General features: G+C 55.8%; 16 protein-coding genes. All 16 read left to right on the top strand.

Going from position 1 to position 14,952, the window contains the following annotated elements; translation table 11 throughout:
* Positions 1–3: 3 nt before the first annotated feature.
* The 16 genes from NBV64_RS09105 to NBV64_RS09180 all read left to right on the top strand — a co-directional run bounded on the left by NBV64_RS09105 (position 4) and on the right by NBV64_RS09180 (position 14,932).
* The gene (locus NBV64_RS09105; RefSeq protein ID WP_250757153.1) at positions 4–432 is read left to right on the top strand and encodes a gp53 minor capsid family protein; all 429 of its coding nucleotides are present in this window, start codon (positions 4–6) and stop codon (positions 430–432) included.
* 11 nt (positions 433–443) lie between these two features.
* On the top strand, positions 444–1,535 hold the full coding sequence (locus NBV64_RS09110; RefSeq protein WP_250757154.1) for a major capsid protein: 1,092 nt from the start codon (positions 444–446) through the stop codon (positions 1,533–1,535).
* Between the two features lie 10 nt (positions 1,536–1,545).
* Positions 1,546–1,914 carry a hypothetical protein gene (locus NBV64_RS09115; RefSeq protein WP_250757155.1) on the top strand — a complete coding sequence of 123 codons (369 nt, stop codon included), beginning with the start codon at positions 1,546–1,548 and terminating at the stop codon, positions 1,912–1,914.
* 152 nt (positions 1,915–2,066) lie between these two features.
* On the top strand, positions 2,067–2,552 hold the full coding sequence (locus tag NBV64_RS09120) for a KilA-N domain-containing protein (RefSeq protein ID WP_250757156.1): 486 nt from the start codon (positions 2,067–2,069) through the stop codon (positions 2,550–2,552).
* Between the two features lie 38 nt (positions 2,553–2,590).
* Positions 2,591–3,310, top strand: a complete 720-nt coding sequence (locus NBV64_RS09125; protein WP_250757157.1) for a DUF7370 family protein — start codon at positions 2,591–2,593, stop codon at positions 3,308–3,310.
* Positions 3,310–3,717, top strand: a complete 408-nt coding sequence (locus NBV64_RS09130) for a hypothetical protein (RefSeq protein WP_250757158.1) — start codon at positions 3,310–3,312, stop codon at positions 3,715–3,717. The genes NBV64_RS09125 and NBV64_RS09130 overlap by 1 nt, the downstream gene beginning before the upstream one ends.
* Positions 3,695–4,069: a phage tail termination protein gene (locus NBV64_RS09135; RefSeq protein WP_250757159.1), complete on the top strand. Its 375-nt coding sequence runs from the start codon at positions 3,695–3,697 to the stop codon at positions 4,067–4,069. The genes NBV64_RS09130 and NBV64_RS09135 overlap by 23 nt, the downstream gene beginning before the upstream one ends.
* 9 nt (positions 4,070–4,078) lie before the next feature.
* Positions 4,079–4,822, top strand: a complete 744-nt coding sequence (locus tag NBV64_RS09140) for a phage tail protein (protein ID WP_250757160.1) — start codon at positions 4,079–4,081, stop codon at positions 4,820–4,822.
* Entirely contained in the window at positions 4,819–5,403 is a 585-nt protein-coding gene (locus NBV64_RS09145) for a DUF6246 family protein (RefSeq protein ID WP_250757161.1), read from the top strand. Before NBV64_RS09140 ends, NBV64_RS09145 begins: the two co-directional genes overlap by 4 nt.
* 63 nt (positions 5,404–5,466) lie before the next feature.
* Positions 5,467–6,045 carry a hypothetical protein gene (locus tag NBV64_RS09150; protein WP_250757162.1) on the top strand — a complete coding sequence of 193 codons (579 nt, stop codon included), beginning with the start codon at positions 5,467–5,469 and terminating at the stop codon, positions 6,043–6,045.
* A gap of 58 nt (positions 6,046–6,103) precedes the next feature.
* Positions 6,104–8,689 (top strand): tape measure protein, encoded by a 2,586-nt coding sequence (locus NBV64_RS09155; RefSeq protein ID WP_250757163.1) that lies wholly within the window; start codon positions 6,104–6,106, stop codon positions 8,687–8,689.
* A complete protein-coding gene (locus tag NBV64_RS09160) occupies positions 8,686–9,150 on the top strand; it encodes a hypothetical protein (RefSeq protein ID WP_250757164.1) in 465 nt (154 codons plus the stop codon). Before NBV64_RS09155 ends, NBV64_RS09160 begins: the two co-directional genes overlap by 4 nt.
* On the top strand, positions 9,147–9,629 hold the full coding sequence (locus NBV64_RS09165) for a DUF1833 family protein (RefSeq protein ID WP_250757165.1): 483 nt from the start codon (positions 9,147–9,149) through the stop codon (positions 9,627–9,629). The genes NBV64_RS09160 and NBV64_RS09165 overlap by 4 nt, the downstream gene beginning before the upstream one ends.
* Entirely contained in the window at positions 9,626–10,030 is a 405-nt protein-coding gene (locus NBV64_RS09170) for a hypothetical protein (RefSeq protein ID WP_250757166.1), read from the top strand. Before NBV64_RS09165 ends, NBV64_RS09170 begins: the two co-directional genes overlap by 4 nt.
* Positions 10,008–12,716, top strand: coding sequence for a sulfur carrier protein ThiS (locus NBV64_RS09175; protein WP_250757167.1), 2,709 nt, complete (start codon positions 10,008–10,010; stop codon positions 12,714–12,716). The genes NBV64_RS09170 and NBV64_RS09175 overlap by 23 nt, the downstream gene beginning before the upstream one ends.
* Positions 12,717–12,772: 56 nt before the next feature.
* Positions 12,773–14,932, top strand: a complete 2,160-nt coding sequence (locus tag NBV64_RS09180) for a hypothetical protein (protein ID WP_250757168.1) — start codon at positions 12,773–12,775, stop codon at positions 14,930–14,932.
* The last annotated feature ends 20 nt before the right edge of the window (positions 14,933–14,952 follow it).

Here is a 14,952-nt window from a genome sequence, read left to right on the forward strand (position 1 = left end):
GACATGAGCCGATACCGCCGTGTGAATATCGATGGCAAGTCCATCACTGAAACCCGTGTAGCCGCCACTGCGCTGCTGCCTGGCACGTTCACCGTCATTGATGCCGATGACAAGTTCGCCCAGGCCGCTGCCGCCGTCGGTCGCGTTTACGTCATCAACTGCGCCTATCACCAAGGCCTGAACATTCGCGATGCAGTCCCCGCTGGTGATTCCGCCGTGGGCGATTACGTCGAAGAAGGCCGCGAACTGGCTGTCCTGTGTCCTGCTGGTGCCTATAAAAAGGATTCGCCCATCAAGATCGGTACGAACGGCCAGGGCGCTTTGGCTACCGACGATACCGACACCGTGATTGGCTACAGCCAAGACGAAGTGACGCTGACCGCCGCTGACTTTATCCGCGTGCGCATGCGTGTCGGCACTGTCGCCCCTTAAAGGAGAAACACATGTTTTTTACCCAAGCGGCAATCTCCGCTCACCCACGCTTGATGGGTCACCTCCAGGCGTTGCAAGCCAATCGCAATATCTGGAACAACCAAGACGCGGCGTTGCTGGCAGCAAACCGTGCCGTGATGACGCCGGAAATGCTGCAGGCCAACGCACTAGCAGGTCTGGGCCGTGAGTTTTGGCAGGAGGTGGATAATCAGATCGTCTCTTACCGTGACCAAGAAACCGGCATGGAAATTGTCAATGACCTGCTGGCCGTGCAAACGGTGCTGGACATCGGCAAGACCGTGAAGTCGTACAATATCGCTGGCGATATCGCTGACGATGTGTCGATCAGCATTGACGGCCAGGCGCCGTACTCGTTCGATCACACCGAATACGACAACGACGGCGACCCGGTGCCAATCTTCACGGCAGGTTACGGCGTGAACTGGCGGCACGACGCAGGCCTGCGTACCGTTGGCATCGACCTGGTGCTGGATTCCCAAGCCGCCAAGCTGCGTAAGTTCTACAAGAGCATCGTCAGCTATGTGTTGAGCGGCTCCGAGCGAATCCGAGTGGATGGTAAACCCGGCCAAGGTCTGAAGAACCACCGCAATACGGTCAAGCTGAACCTGGGCAGCGGTGCCGGTGGCGCGAATATCGACCTGACTACGGCCACGCCGCAGCAGATCATCGAGTTCTTCACCAAGGGCGCATTTGCTCAAGCAGCGCGCAACAACAAGGTCGAGGCCTACGATGTGTTGTGGGTATCGCCCGAGATCTGGGGAAATCTGTCGCAGCCGTACCTGATTCAGCTGGGTACCGGTGGTGGCACTGTTGCTGGCTCCGTGTTGGATGCAGTCAAGAGCTTCATCCCCGCTCGGTCTATCCGCCAGACGTTTGCTCTGAAGGACAACGAGTTCATCGCTTACCAGCGCCGCCAAGATGTGGTCTCCCCTCTGGTTGGGATGGCAGTAGGCACTGTGCCCCTGCTGCGCCTGCGCCCGCAGGACAACCACAACTTCCAGATCATGTCGGCCATGGGCTTGCAGATCAAGCGCGACGGCGATGGTAAGTCCGGCGTGCTGTACGGCGCTGACCTGGACTAAGGAGATGGGAATGGCTAAATATCAAGTCGTTCGTGCTTGGCACGGGGTAACCGTTGGTCAGGTAGTAGAGATGGAGAAGGTGCACCCATCTCTCAAGGCCAACGTCATCCCGTTGACTCAAGTGGCTCCAGCCTCCGATGAGGCCGGCGATCTACTGAAGCAGGCCCAGGCGGAGATTGATGCGATGCGCGAACGTGCCCAAACCGAACTGGCGCAACGCGTGGAGGAAGCCAAGCAAGAGGCCCAGGCCGAGGCGGACCGCATTATCAGTGAAGCAACTGTCGAAGCTGAGCGTATCAAGCTGGACGCACAGCAAAAGGCCGGGGAACTAACGCCAGCAACGCCAGACGCGGGCAGTAAGCAGACGAAAGCCAAGTAACCGCCATCCAGGCGGTTTTTTACGCCCGTTCATTCGGGCAGACGCTTCCAAGCAACCTTAAATCGGTAGATGCCGAGCCCGAGAGGGTGGAAGAGCTTTGAAAAGTCCGGGGCTGCCCATTGCGGGCGGCCCTTTTCTTTTCGGAGAACGAAATGAGTTCGCTGACAATCATCGATACAGTTATTCAGCAGGATGGAGACGGCCGGTATAGCTTGAACGACCTGCACCGTGCATCCGGTGGCAGCCCTAAGCACCGGCCTGGGCAGTTTATGCGGCTGGACGCCACCAAGTCGCTTGCCAAGGAAATTCAGTGCGCAGATCAGCGCAGTGCATTTCACGTCGTTAATGGCGGGCCATTGCGTGGCACGTATGTATGCAAGGAGCTTGTTTACGCCTACGCAATGTGGATCAGCCCTGCGTTCTGCTTGAAAGTAATTCGTGCATACGATCAGGCGCAGACCAATGCTATGGGAGCCTATCGGCAGCTTCAAGCGCTGATTGCAGAAGAGGTATCTACGCAAGTACGCGCTTCGTTCGGCTCCCGCCTGATGCTGGAGCGCAAACGAGCCATCCCTGAGCTGCAAAAGCGGCGCGAACGCCTGGAGCATGAAATCCAGCCATCCCTAACACTTAACTGACCCGGCCAAGCGCCGGGTTTTCTTTTTTTGGGGGTTACATGATCACCGCTGAGCAAGCCCAGCAATATCTGGCCAGTCAAGGGATTAGCAAAGTCCCTGATTTCATCTTGGCCGCCTGGATTGAACTGGTGAATAGCATCCAGGGGTGCTTGGACGAGCATTACACGCCAGCGGTAGCGCTGCTGATCCAGTCCTATCTGTTGGCCCTCATGGCTTACGGACAGGGCGATAAGTACATCAGTAGCCAAACAGCCCCGAGCGGCGCGTCCCGTTCCTTCCGATACCAAAGCTTTGCAGACCGGTGGCGCGGGATGCTTGGGTTGCTGCGCGGCCTCGATAAGCATGGCTGCGTCACCGGGCTGATTCCTCCTGATCCTACAGTCCAGGCCCATGGCGGCCTGTGGATTGCCAAAGGGAATTGTTATTCCGGGGGGGCTCTGATGAGCGAGACAGCCAATTGGAGCTACACCAACACCGCCACTGTGAAGCCCTATATAGGCACGGACGAGTGGGGCGGCAGCAAATACGGCGAGCCTTACGAGATTGCCTGCACCTGGGCCGCCAAGTCAGAGCAGATGCGTGATTCGCTGGGCGCGGAGTTCGTCACGCGCAATCAGATCTACACCGAAGACAAACGCCCTCGCTTTCTGGACCTGATTCAACTCAATGGCTCGACTGAATGGCAGGAAATCCGAGCAGTAACAGGCTGGGATATGTCTTTTTTCGACGAAGAGCCTGACTTTCTACTGGTGACGTGATGGCAGTCCGAGGAATCAAGCAGGTCAAGAACAATATGCGCAAGCTCCAGGCTGAGATCCAAGGGCGCAGGACAGAGGCTGCCGTGTACGCGGTCCTGTCCCAAGGGGGCGCGGCTGCAGCCACGATGACGCCGGTGGATACCAGCACGTTGATCAACAGTCATTTCGTGGAAATCAAAGCTGACGGCGACAAGGTGACAGGCCGAAACGGCTACAGCGCCGAGTATGCCGCTGCTGTTCATTCTGCGCCTGGTGTGCTTAAAGGCCAAGACCGTCCCGGAAACCGGGGCCAGTATTGGGACCCGGACGGCGAACCTCACTTTTTGACGGCGGGCTTCGACCAGATCGCTGCAGACGTGCCGCGCATTTTAAGGAACGCATACCGTGCTTTTGATCGACGTTCGTAACTGGGTGGTAGCGGCTCTGCCGGCAGATTATTTGGCGATGTTCTCCTGGGTGGAGTCATCCAGGCCCGAGGATGCCGCCAGCCGCTACTGCATTGTCCAGCAAACAGGCGGATCTGGGCCCGTCGTTGAAACCCGCTATCCACGTTTTCGCGTGGTACTGCTGGGTAAGCGCAACGAGCGCAGCGATGCGCAGAAGGTCATGGCAGACATCGAAGCGTTGCTACAGGCAGCTATGGGCGATGCCTTCCCATGCGGGGCCGCCAGTATCCGAGCAATTACCGAGCCAGTCGGCCCGGGGTTCACCACAGAAAACCGGGCTTGGGCTCATGTTGATTTTGAGATCATTATTTAGGAGGGCCTAATGGCTACCTGCAAGAATCAGAAATTTGTCGGCCGCACGGCCATTTTGGAATACGCCATCGGTTGTGGCGACCAGATGCCCGCCGCGGCAGACTGGAAACGCCTGGGTGCCATGCGCGCCAAAGAGCTGACTATCGAATGGGAAACCACCGATGCGACGGCAGACGACTCCATTGGCGCATTGCGTGAGAACCTGGCTGCGTTCCAGACCTTGAGCGTATCTGGCGACGGTGTACTGAAGGTTGCGGGCACTGGCGCTGCTGCCTTGATCGCGCTGACCAAGCACGTCATTAAGCCAGAAGCAACGGGCGGCGAGCCAGTGGCTTGGATCCGCCTGACGTTCCCCGATCTGACGTTCACCTTCTTCTCGATTGTGACGAACATGTCGCGCTCTGCGCCTTATGACGATGTAGCCACCTACTCGTTTGAGGCCAGTGCGACTGCCAGTGACTTCGGCTTGATGGTGGAAGATACGCCAGATCCTGACGCTCCAGCTGTGGATACTGTGGTCGTTACTCCGGCTACTGCCAGTATTGTCGAGGGTGCTACCCGACAGTTGACTGCAGCGATCACGCCCACCGGCGCGGCCCAAGGCGTGATTTGGTCGTCCTCGGACACTGACACAGCGACAGTCTCCCAGACGGGGCTGGTCACTGCCGTAGTAGCCGGTACCGCCACTATCACAGCAACCAGCACGGCAGACTCGGCTAAGAAGGGAGAGTGCGCCGTTACGGTGACCGCATGATGATCCTTACGGATGTCGGTGAGGTCGGCGTCCACGTAGGCGAGCGGGTGCATATCCTGCGCCCGTCGCTCTACGCGATGTCGCAACTCGGCGAGCCTCGGGAGATTGTGGAGTTGTTTGCCGCAGTGATGGGCGAGGCCCCAAGTCTGGTGGATGCGCTGGCGGTGGTGCTGGCCTGCTCGGATGAGGATTTGTCCGACCTGTTTGGCTGTGTTTCGGCTGAGGGTGACAAGCTGACATACGCGCCAGGGCTAGTTGGGTCTGATGCCGTTGTGCTGCTGGCGCGCTGCCTGCTTAAGCATGGCATTACGGGCTCGTTGCCTGAACTGCCCCGGCCAGCCGATCAAGAGCCGGAGTATGTGCAAGAGTTTAATGCTCGTTCTCATGTCGCTATGGCTATGGCGCATCTTGGGGTTTCTGAGCGGGACGCCTGGCAGATGACCATGACCGGCTTAGTGGGGGCGCTGCGTGCGAAGTTTCCGCCATCGCAGAATGATTCGCCTGGCGCAAAAGCTCCTAGCAAGGCTGAAATGGAAGAGGCGCTGGCTTGGCATGATCGGGTTCTGGCCGCCAGGGCTTAGCGTTGTCTAGCGCGGGTTTTCTGCGTTGGTTAATATCTCCTCATGCATAAAGGGAGATAGGTGATGAGTAGATTGGTTTCCAGCTTGGGGCAACTGATTGGAGCGTTGTCCGGCTTGGTTCTGATTGTGGCCGGGCTGGCATTTATGGCCACAAATACTGGACCTGGGGGCTTGATTACCTTGGTTTGTGGTGTACTTTTGCTGCCACGAATATTTCCAAAGTTCGCCTCAAGATTTAAGCCACAGCATCAATTTTTAATTGGAATTGCACTGGTTGCTTTCTCTTTAGTCGCTGGCACTGCTTGGATAGGCGATCCGCCCGAGAAAGAGACGGCAGCAGACCGATACGTGGCTGCTATTGATGAAAGGCGCGACCGAGACAAGGCCATGTGCAGTGACACGATAATGGCCTATGTGATATCTCAAAATTTTGTAAAGGCCAAACTGGTAGCTCCATCTACCGCAGAATTCCCGTCGTTCTCTGATGTCAAGATACCTAAGTCAGGTGAGTGCAAGTTTACGGTGATTGGGTATGTGGATTCGCAGAACTCATTCGGCGCGATGCTAAGGACAACATATTCGGCGGATGTCCGATATGACCGCCAGTCAGGCAAATGGGCGCTTGAGAGTTTAGCAATGTAGTTGTGTAAATTGATTAGCAATAGCCACCTTCGGGTGGCTTTTTTTATGGAAGATCGAAATGGCCGAAAATGTCGGAGCTATCTATTACACAGTTGAGGCAGAAACTGCAAAGTTAATAGGCGAGCTCGGCTCCGTATTGAAAGGCCTCGACTCCCTAGGCGTAGGATTTAACAAAACAGATAAGTCAGCTCGCCAGACTGAAATGAGGCTGACTAAAGTGGCTAGTGCGGTGCAAGGCTTGGGCCGCTCAAGTTCAGCAGCTTCTCAGGCATTGAGAGGACTTCTTCCGGTCTTGTCTGGAGCTGCGCTGGTGAAGCTGGCGCAAGATATTATCGCCACTGCCGACGCGTGGACACAGCTTCAAAACCGTCTGCGTTTGGTGACTAACGGGACAAAAGAGCTTGCGCAGGCCATAGAGGCGGTTTTCAACATATCGCAGTCAACCAGCCAAGAGATTGATACTGTCGCTCAGGTTTATCAGCGATTCGCTCAGAACGCTAGCCGTTTAGGGCTGAGCCTAAATGACGTTGCAGAAGTGACGGATGTTGTGGCAAAAGCGGTGGCAATTTCTGGTGCCTCAGCAGAGGCGGCTAGTGCTGCCCTCACACAGTTCGGTCAGGGTTTAGCTTCCGGCACATTGCGCGGCGAAGAATTGAACTCAGTAATGGAGCAGACGCCTGCATTGGCGCAGGCAATTGCAACTGGTCTAGGCGTTAGCATCGGTCAGCTTCGCCAATTGGGGCAAGACGGGAAAATTACGGCAGGAGAGCTTATTAAGGCCCTGAAAGCCGCAGGCGATTCGGTAAACGAACAATTTGACACTCGCGTCAAAACGGCTGCGCAGGCCTGGACAGAGCTAAGAAACTCTGTAACCCGCTTTGTTGGTGAGCTAAGCGGTGCGACAAATATGTCGAATAGCTTGGCTGATAGCATTGAGCGAGTCTCAAAAGCCATCGACGAAGCCGACTTAGATTCTCTGGCTCAGGAAATTGAGAGCATAAAAGCCACAATTAGCCTGGTCGTGGACGGCGTTGAGGAGCTTTCTGCTGTTTTCAAGAGGCACTTCCCAGATATGGCTGGGACGGCAGAAAGATCGTTCACGCAGATGGCGCTAACCACCGCCAAAGAGGTGGATAGCATGGTGGCCGCATCAAGGGGTGCGGCTGGCGCAATCGGCTCACTCTGGGATGCATTGGCCCATAACATCCCCACGCTTTTTAAAAACGCTTGGAACATCGTAAAGAGAGATACGGCTGACACGGTTAACGCCTTGGCTGACATGCTGAACAAGCCTTTACAGGCTGTTGGGTTGGAGGGGTTCTCAAAAGTCACCTTCGGGGCGCAGGAGGTGGAAAGCCTCATAGATCTTACGGATGCACTTAAATTCGGCTGGGATAATGCCGCAATCGGAGCTGGCGCATACGAACGAACTCTGAAACGAGTGACTGACAACGCCATCGATTCGAGCATAAATGACTGGATGGAAAAGTACAGTGAGTCAACTGAGAAGGCTGTTACGGCAACAACCAAGCTAGATGAATCCATCAAGAAAAAGAAGAAATCACTATCCGATGCCGAGAAAGCCTCCCAACAAAATAAGAAGGTGATCGACGATTTGGCGACGTCGTTGTATCTGGCTGGCTTAAAAGACGAGGAGCTGGCAGCAGCCAAAGCGAAAATGGCGCTTAACCCCGCTGCTACAGAAGATGAGGTGTTAGCTGCTGAGGCCCTTGCTCGCGCCCTGTGGAATGTGGAGGAGGCTGAGCGCCAACGAGGTAAGTTCGGCGAGAAACCGAAGGATGCCGACCAGTACATCATGGGCGATACCTCACCCCTTTCAGGAGGTGTGTTTGATGATCAATATGCACGGTATGAGGCCGAGGCCGAAGCCGAGCAGAAGCGGTATGACGATCAGTTAGAGCGTTTACGCCAAGCTCGTGAACTGCAGATCGAGACAAAGCGATCCTATGATGAACTGGAGCAAGAGGCGGCTAAGCAGCACGCAGACCGAATGGCTCAGATTGAGCAGGCGAAAAATCATGTGATGTTGGCTTCGGCGAGCGATGCGTTTGGCGCCTTGGCTGGCGTGATGAAGCAGTCTCAAGGAGAGCAGTCAGGGATCTATAAAGCGATGTTTGCGGCTTCCAAGGCTTTCGCTATCGCAGACGCTACGGTCAATGCCTACAGTGCAATCTCGAAGGCATGGAACTCTGCTCCGTTTCCAGCAAACCTTGGGGCAGTTGCGGCAACAACGCCTCAAGTTATGTCGGTAGTGTCGGCAATCAGTGGCGCTAGCTATAGTGGCCGCCAATACGGCGGCCCCACACAGCCAGGAAAGATGTACCGCATCAACGAAAACGGGGCGCCAGAGGTGTTCAATACGGCCAACGGTCGGCAATTTATGTTGCCCAATACCCGTGGCCATGTCGTTAGCAACAAGGACGCGTCTGTCTCTAAAGGGGGCGAGGGCGCACCGCGCATCACGCTGAATCTGATTGAGGATGCCTCGCGTGCTGGGCAGGTAGATCAGCAGCAGTTAAACGACGAGCATATTTTAAATGTGTGCGTTGCCAGTATCAGAGGTGGTACACAGATGGCAGGCGCTATTGAAGGTACGTACGGAGTGCGGAGACAGGGACGATGATAGAAACCAGCATTGATTTCCCTGCAGGCCTCCCGAATGGACTGCGTGCTGACCACCAGGCCAACCATGTTCAGCCGTTCCAGCGTACGACCATGGCTGATGGACGGGCACGGCAGCGCCGTCGTTTTAGCTCCGTGCCCAGCATGCAGACCTTTACCTGGATCTTCAAAGCCAATGAAGCCGCGCTATTTGAGGCTTGGTTTCGGGACGCCATTAAAGATGGGGCAGATTGGTTCAACATCAACCGCCTGACTCCGCTGGGGATGTCTGTGCTGGTGTGCCGCTTTTCCAGCATGTATCGGGGGCCTGTGCTGCTTGGTGTAGACCGCTGGCAGTTTTCGGCGGAGCTTGAAGTATGGGAGCGACCACTTATGCCGGTCGGCTGGGGCGAGTTTCCCGAGTTCGTTCTTGGGTCGAGCATCATCGATATTGCACTTAACCTGGAGTGGCCAGAAGCATGAGTGTTCTAGAGATTGTGTATGCCAGCGCTCCGACCGATTCGATGCTGTTTTATACGCTTGAGGTTTCCGCACCTGGTGTGACCCCGGTGCGGATCGTTCAGGGGTATGAAGATCGAATGCTCGGAGTGGACGGCCAACTGGTGCTGTTCGAGGCAGCAGCCGTTGAGTTGTCGCTGCCGTCGCGTAACGCCTCAGGCCAACAGACTTTGCGGTTTGGCATTGCCGGGGCCAACGATCGAATCCGGCCGATTGTCGATGCCATGCTTGAATCTGGGCAGATGGTGACGCTGACAAGCCGGACGTACTTGGCAAGCGATATTACGGCACCGGCAGAGCGGCCGTATGTCATGACTGTGCTGAGCGGGCAGTTTGAGAACGGCACTTTTGTGGCGGAGGCCAGCTACTACGACATGCTGAATACGGCCTGGCCACGAGAGCGCTACACGGCAGAGACGGCACCGGGGATTCAATGGCTATGACGATCAATGACTTTCTGCGGACGCGGTACGTTCCGTTTGGTCGTGCCGTTCCGGAGCTTGATTGTTGGGGCCTGGTCAGGCTGGCCAGAGCTTCGCTGTTCGGCAGGGCCATGCTTCCAAGCTATTCGGAGACGGACCCGGAGGATAAAGCAGGCCTGACCGTGGCAGCCAGTAAAGTTCGGGAGCAGGGCGGTTTTAAAGAAGTGCAGCCCAGGCCAGGCGCAATTGCTACCGGCTGGCGCGCACGGCTCTGCGTGCATGTCGGGCTTATCGTAGAGGCGGACGGCAGACTCTGGGTGCTGGAGACAGACACTGGCACGGGCCCCACGCTTACCAAGATTAACGCTTTTGAGGCCCGCTACACGCGGGTTGTTTTTTATGACGATCAGAGTCTTTCTTAGCGGGACGTGTGAACAGCCTTGCGAGACGCATGAATGGACCGGCACTTTAGCCGGTTTTTTTGCGTCCAAGGGTTTGGCGTATACGCTGGCCGAGCTGCCTAAGTCGCACGTAACGGTGAACGGTCAACCACTGTCGATGCTGGAATGGGCCGATCGTCACCTGGATGCTGGTGATGACGTGGAAATGCGTCTGATACAGCATGGAGGCGTGTTCTCGGGGTTGGGCAAGTTGCTTGGCAGCATCTTCAACTTTGCCTTTGGCTGGCTGATGCCTAAAAGCGGGAGCCAGAACTACGGCTCCCCGGAGCAGGGCCAGCGTCTTGAGACGACTTCAGCAAAGGCCAATCAGCCCAAGCTGGGCGATGTTGTGCCTGAGCTGGCCGGTCGCTTTCGTCGCTTTCCTGATTACCTGACGCCGCCACGCCGACGTTTCGTGAACTGGCGCGAGCAGTGGCTGGAGTTCCACGCATGCATCGGGCCTGGCCAGTACCAGATACATAACGCAGACGTGAAAGTAGGGGACACACCGTTCTCTGCCTTGGGCGCGGATGGCTCCTATGCTATCTACGGCCCAGGGGCAGATCTGTCGGGAACGTCTACACATGAGCACTGGCACACAGTACCTGCGGTCGGTGGCACGTCCTCTGGCACGGCAGGTCTGGAAATGTCCACTGAGCTCGCAAACCGGGAGAACACGCAGCCAGCAAGTTACTCATTTGGTGGTAGCTATATCTGGCGCTCCTCGGAAAGCGAGTTTCCACAGGGCTGGGGAGCTGGGACGATCGTCAATATCACCCTGCCACTGACATACAGCGTCACGCGGGAGGGGGTAATTCTGAATGTGCGCAACCGCTTCCACGGCGAGTTTAAGCACCTGATGCCACTAGGAGCCACGCCGTTGACTATGGGGTTGAACGGCCAGACTTACACGGTGGTTGTTAGTGCATCGGATTTAGATGCGAACGGCGCTGGCTGGATTGAACTTCAATTCCCGCGTGAGAATCCGGAAGACCCGGTCAACTGGGTCAATTTTTTGGAGCCGGGGGGCTACACCATCACCTTCTCCCGCACCCCTGCGTCGCGGTGGCGCATTCAGCAGTACGCGCCCGACAATATCGTCGTTTGGCGGATGTTGCCCAACGGGCAAGACGACCCCGATTGGCTCGGCTTCCCAGCAGTGACCACAAGCGACGCAACGGTGACATTTAATGGCGGCACTGTGTATGGAGAGTGGAGCAGCGAGTTCGTTGCAACGCCAGGAAAGGAAACAACAACCGCTATCGAGATCGACTTCTTCTTTCCGAATGGGCTGGGATACATCCGAGATAACGGTGATGTGACCGCCCAAGGGCTGGGCATCGAAATTCAGTACCGGAACGCTGACGGCGGCCCACGCACGACGATCAGCAAGTGGTATGAGAACTGGACGCTGGACCAAATCGGGATTACCGAGTCGATCAATGTTCCGCAAATGCGGCCGTCTGTCCGTGTTCGACGGGTGGGCGCTAGCGCTACGTCAACGCAGGTCAAAGACACCATCCAGTGGTATGGCCTGAAAAGCCGCCTCCGGACGCGAACAAGCTACCCGCGCTGGACCACCATGGCGGCCAAGCTGCGAGTCGGTGGACGTCTGGGTGCGCAGTCGGAAAACCAGATCAACGTGGTGGCTACACGGATGCTGCCAGTTCTGCAAAGCGACGGCACCTGGTCAGCCCCGCAGCCGACGCGGGACATTTCTGCGTTTGCGCGCTATATCACCGGCTCGATCGGGTATTCAGACTTGAACCTTGATGCCGACGAGCTGCGGCGATTGGATGCAATTTGGAAGGCCAGGGGCGAAACGCTTGATCATGTGTATGACCTGACAATGGCTCAAGATGCCCTGAAACTTGCTTTTCGTGCCGGGTTCTCTGAGCTTACGGTGTCGCATGGCCTGATCCGACCGGTCCGCGATGATGTACGCACGCAGTTCGAGCAAAGCTACTCACCGCTGAGCATGAGCAAACCTTTGCGTGAAAGTGTGAGCCCCCGCAAACCCATGGATCCGGATGGGGTGGAAGTGGAGCACATCAACGCAGAGACATGGACATCAATGAGGGTGAAGTGCTTGCTACCAGGTGATCAGGGGTTCAAGCTGGAGAAGTTAAAGCTCGATGGCGTGACGGATCGGGTCCGAGCTTGGCGAATTGGTATGCGCCGGCGTCGAGAGCAGGCCTATCGAAACCGTGAGTACAGCTTCGGCACAGAAATGGACGCTTTTAACAGTGAGTACCTGTCTTATGTGCCGCTGTTTGATGACGAACCTGGTAACGCGCAGATGGGCCTGCTGGCCGATATTCAACCTGTCTCTGGTGGCGCACTGCTGCGCATCATTGAGCCTTTGCGCTGGGTTGCTGGTGCGCCGCATTCCGTGGGGTATCGAACACCAGAGGGCAAGTTTGTTGGTCCGTTTGTGGCGTTGCCAGGGCCTGATGACTTCTCGATCATTGCTGACATTCCGCAGCCTTGGCCAGAGGTCAGTCTGAAACAGGAGCTCCCACATATCTACTTCGGCTTGACTGCTGATTGGATAAAGCCAGCTCTGATCACGAACATTCAGGCCCGTGGCACCGACGCTACGGATGTGACAGCAGCCAATTACGACGTGCGTGTGTACGCCGATGACAACAACAATCCGCCGGATTAACCCCGGCACCAGCATCAATCAACCCGCTTCGGCGGGTTTTTTTATGGGCGTTTGAAATGACGACATACAAAACCGGAAACCCGCTCGGCAGTGTTTCGCCAAAGGATCTGTTTGATAACTCCGAGAACTTGGACTGTGCAGTCAATGGCGCCGCGTTAATCTGGAAAGATCGGTTTGATGGAAGCAGGCTCAGTTGGGCTGGCATTGAAGATCGCGCCCGAATCGATGTATTGGCAGCCGCTGAACTGGCGGCACGCGAGGCAACGGCCCAGGCAGCTGAACTACGCGATCAGGCGCAGGTTGCTCGGGACGATGCGCGTGAGGCTCGAGACGATGCCATCGCCGCCGCTTCTGCGAGTGGTGAGTTTGTGTTTGCCGAGACCTATGCTGACGCCCTTGGAAAGCTGCCATTGTCAGAGGGAGCTGTCGTTGAGGTTGGCCGCGATGAGACCTTAGATGAAAGTCGGACTCGGTACGTAGTCGAAGGAAATCAGCTTCGGTTCGCCGTAAATTTGGATCTCGTCCGGATTGCTTTAGCGCAACCTAATGGCGCTGAAATTGTTGGATTCCGTCGCCCGGAATCGACTGCAGTACGTCGGAACTTGCTGGATCGGGGTAATGACACGATTAGCGTCCTGGATTACATCGATACACCTGTCGACGGGGAAACTAGCAACCAGAACGGAATTGCCGCTGCTGTGGCGGCCGCCGAGGCGCTCGGCGCCGATCTGGTGTGGCCCGCAACGGAAGGTGATTACATCAGCACGGACAATATCCCAGGCTTCAACTCAGTTAGGCACTTAGGCCCTGGAGTAATCAGTCGGGGAACAGATCGCTTCTACATTAGCCCGCAAGGCCCTGGCGTGCGCAACTCTTTTTATTACTCTCCAACTGGTAGCGATTCCAATGATGGCTTGTCTGCTGATATGCCACGGCAAACTTTGTCCGACGTCGCACAGGTCCTGAATCATTGGTCTGGCGCTGGAAGTATGCAAGACGGCCGATGGCGTTTCCTATTTTCTGCTGGTGAGTGGGTGGATCAAACTCTGAGGATTAACTGTCGTGTTGATTCAAAATACCCAGTTGAGTTTGAGGGTGTGATAGACAGCTCTTCGGTGCCGACTTCGATTTGGCGACATACCTCATCTTCTGCGTTCTCAAATGTTGTTTGGATCGAACCTGGTGGAGAGTTTTCTTTTCGCAATCTCTACTTTAAAGGTGTCGACAACACTCAGTTCGCATCATACGGAATTATCCAGAAACAGGGCGGCCGCCTATCTTGCTATGACTGTCGTGTCGAGGGCAAGAGCATTGGGTTCGCGGTTGTCGATAGCGTAAAAGGATATTTCGCACGATGCTGGGCGGTGAACTGCCAGGACGGATTCCGCGTCAGCTATCAATGCACTGGCACTATTGGGGATGCCGAAGATACTTTATGCAGGGCACTCAATTGCACAAATACCGGCGCATTTATATCCCGCAATGGAACCGCTCATGTTGATTACTTCAATCCAGAAGACTGCCTGGTTGGTGTCTTCGTTGATATGGGTGCTCGAGCTGCCTGCGTTGCCGGCAATTACAAGCGCTGCTCTGTTGGCGTACGAACACAAGGCAGTGGCGAATTCACAGATGGTGGAATTAATTTTAATACAGGCACCCCTGATGCTTGCCTCATCACTTTCCAAAGCCAGGGAAGCGGCGGAGAAATTCGGCTTTATAGCCAAACAAGTCAAATGGAGCACAGGGCTGGGTGCGACGTTGGGAGCTGGAGCGTTTCTGGCCCTTCGTATTCAACATTAACAAATATCGTCGATTACAACGGTACGCGCTTAAAAATCCCAAAAGGCTGGTTCGTTGATTCAAAAAAGACGATTCGGCTGAAAATTTGGGGGGAGAAAATAGGCACTGCAGGGAATAAGTTCTTCCGCTTTATGGTCCTTAACCACGCGGATCAATCAAACCCGCAAACGCTCCTTACGGCCAACCTAGGCAATGCTGCTGGGGCGTTTATTTACGAAATCCTCGTTACCTCCACTGGCGTAAATAGCCAGCAGACGGACGGGGAGCTTCTATCATCTAGCGGAACGAGCATACTCCGATCTTCTGGCGGTGTTAGCTTCAGTGCGGCCGACCGCATGCTGAGGTTATATGGCATGACAGAAGATGCTGGTGACAGTATCGCTATTCGCCGATATGAGGTGACGTTGCTAGGTTAATTTACTGATGCTCCCCATAT

This window comes from Alcaligenes sp. DN25 (assembly GCF_023674485.1).
Taxonomy (GTDB): Bacteria; Pseudomonadota; Gammaproteobacteria; order Burkholderiales; family Burkholderiaceae_B; genus Alcaligenes; species Alcaligenes phenolicus.

Excerpts from the sequence above, each read along its gene's own strand:
- NBV64_RS09150 (WP_250757162.1), top strand. The coding sequence starts at position 5,467 with ATGAGTAGATTGGTTTCCAGCTTGGGGCAACTGATTGGAGCGTTGTCC.
- NBV64_RS09130 (WP_250757158.1), top strand. The coding sequence starts at position 3,310 with ATGGCAGTCCGAGGAATCAAGCAGGTCAAGAACAATATGCGCAAGCTC.
- NBV64_RS09115 (WP_250757155.1), top strand. The coding sequence starts at position 1,546 with ATGGCTAAATATCAAGTCGTTCGTGCTTGGCACGGGGTAACCGTTGGT.
- NBV64_RS09160 (WP_250757164.1), top strand. The coding sequence starts at position 8,686 with ATGATAGAAACCAGCATTGATTTCCCTGCAGGCCTCCCGAATGGACTG.
- NBV64_RS09175 (WP_250757167.1), top strand. The coding sequence starts at position 10,008 with ATGACGATCAGAGTCTTTCTTAGCGGGACGTGTGAACAGCCTTGCGAG.
- NBV64_RS09120 (WP_250757156.1), top strand. The coding sequence starts at position 2,067 with ATGAGTTCGCTGACAATCATCGATACAGTTATTCAGCAGGATGGAGAC.
- NBV64_RS09140 (WP_250757160.1), top strand. The coding sequence starts at position 4,079 with ATGGCTACCTGCAAGAATCAGAAATTTGTCGGCCGCACGGCCATTTTG.
- NBV64_RS09110 (WP_250757154.1), top strand. The coding sequence starts at position 444 with ATGTTTTTTACCCAAGCGGCAATCTCCGCTCACCCACGCTTGATGGGT.
- NBV64_RS09125 (WP_250757157.1), top strand. The coding sequence starts at position 2,591 with ATGATCACCGCTGAGCAAGCCCAGCAATATCTGGCCAGTCAAGGGATT.
- NBV64_RS09145 (WP_250757161.1), top strand. The coding sequence starts at position 4,819 with ATGATGATCCTTACGGATGTCGGTGAGGTCGGCGTCCACGTAGGCGAG.
- NBV64_RS09180 (WP_250757168.1), top strand. The coding sequence starts at position 12,773 with ATGACGACATACAAAACCGGAAACCCGCTCGGCAGTGTTTCGCCAAAG.
- NBV64_RS09165 (WP_250757165.1), top strand. The coding sequence starts at position 9,147 with ATGAGTGTTCTAGAGATTGTGTATGCCAGCGCTCCGACCGATTCGATG.
- NBV64_RS09155 (WP_250757163.1), top strand. The coding sequence starts at position 6,104 with ATGGCCGAAAATGTCGGAGCTATCTATTACACAGTTGAGGCAGAAACT.
- NBV64_RS09170 (WP_250757166.1), top strand. The coding sequence starts at position 9,626 with ATGACGATCAATGACTTTCTGCGGACGCGGTACGTTCCGTTTGGTCGT.
- NBV64_RS09105 (WP_250757153.1), top strand. The coding sequence starts at position 4 with ATGAGCCGATACCGCCGTGTGAATATCGATGGCAAGTCCATCACTGAA.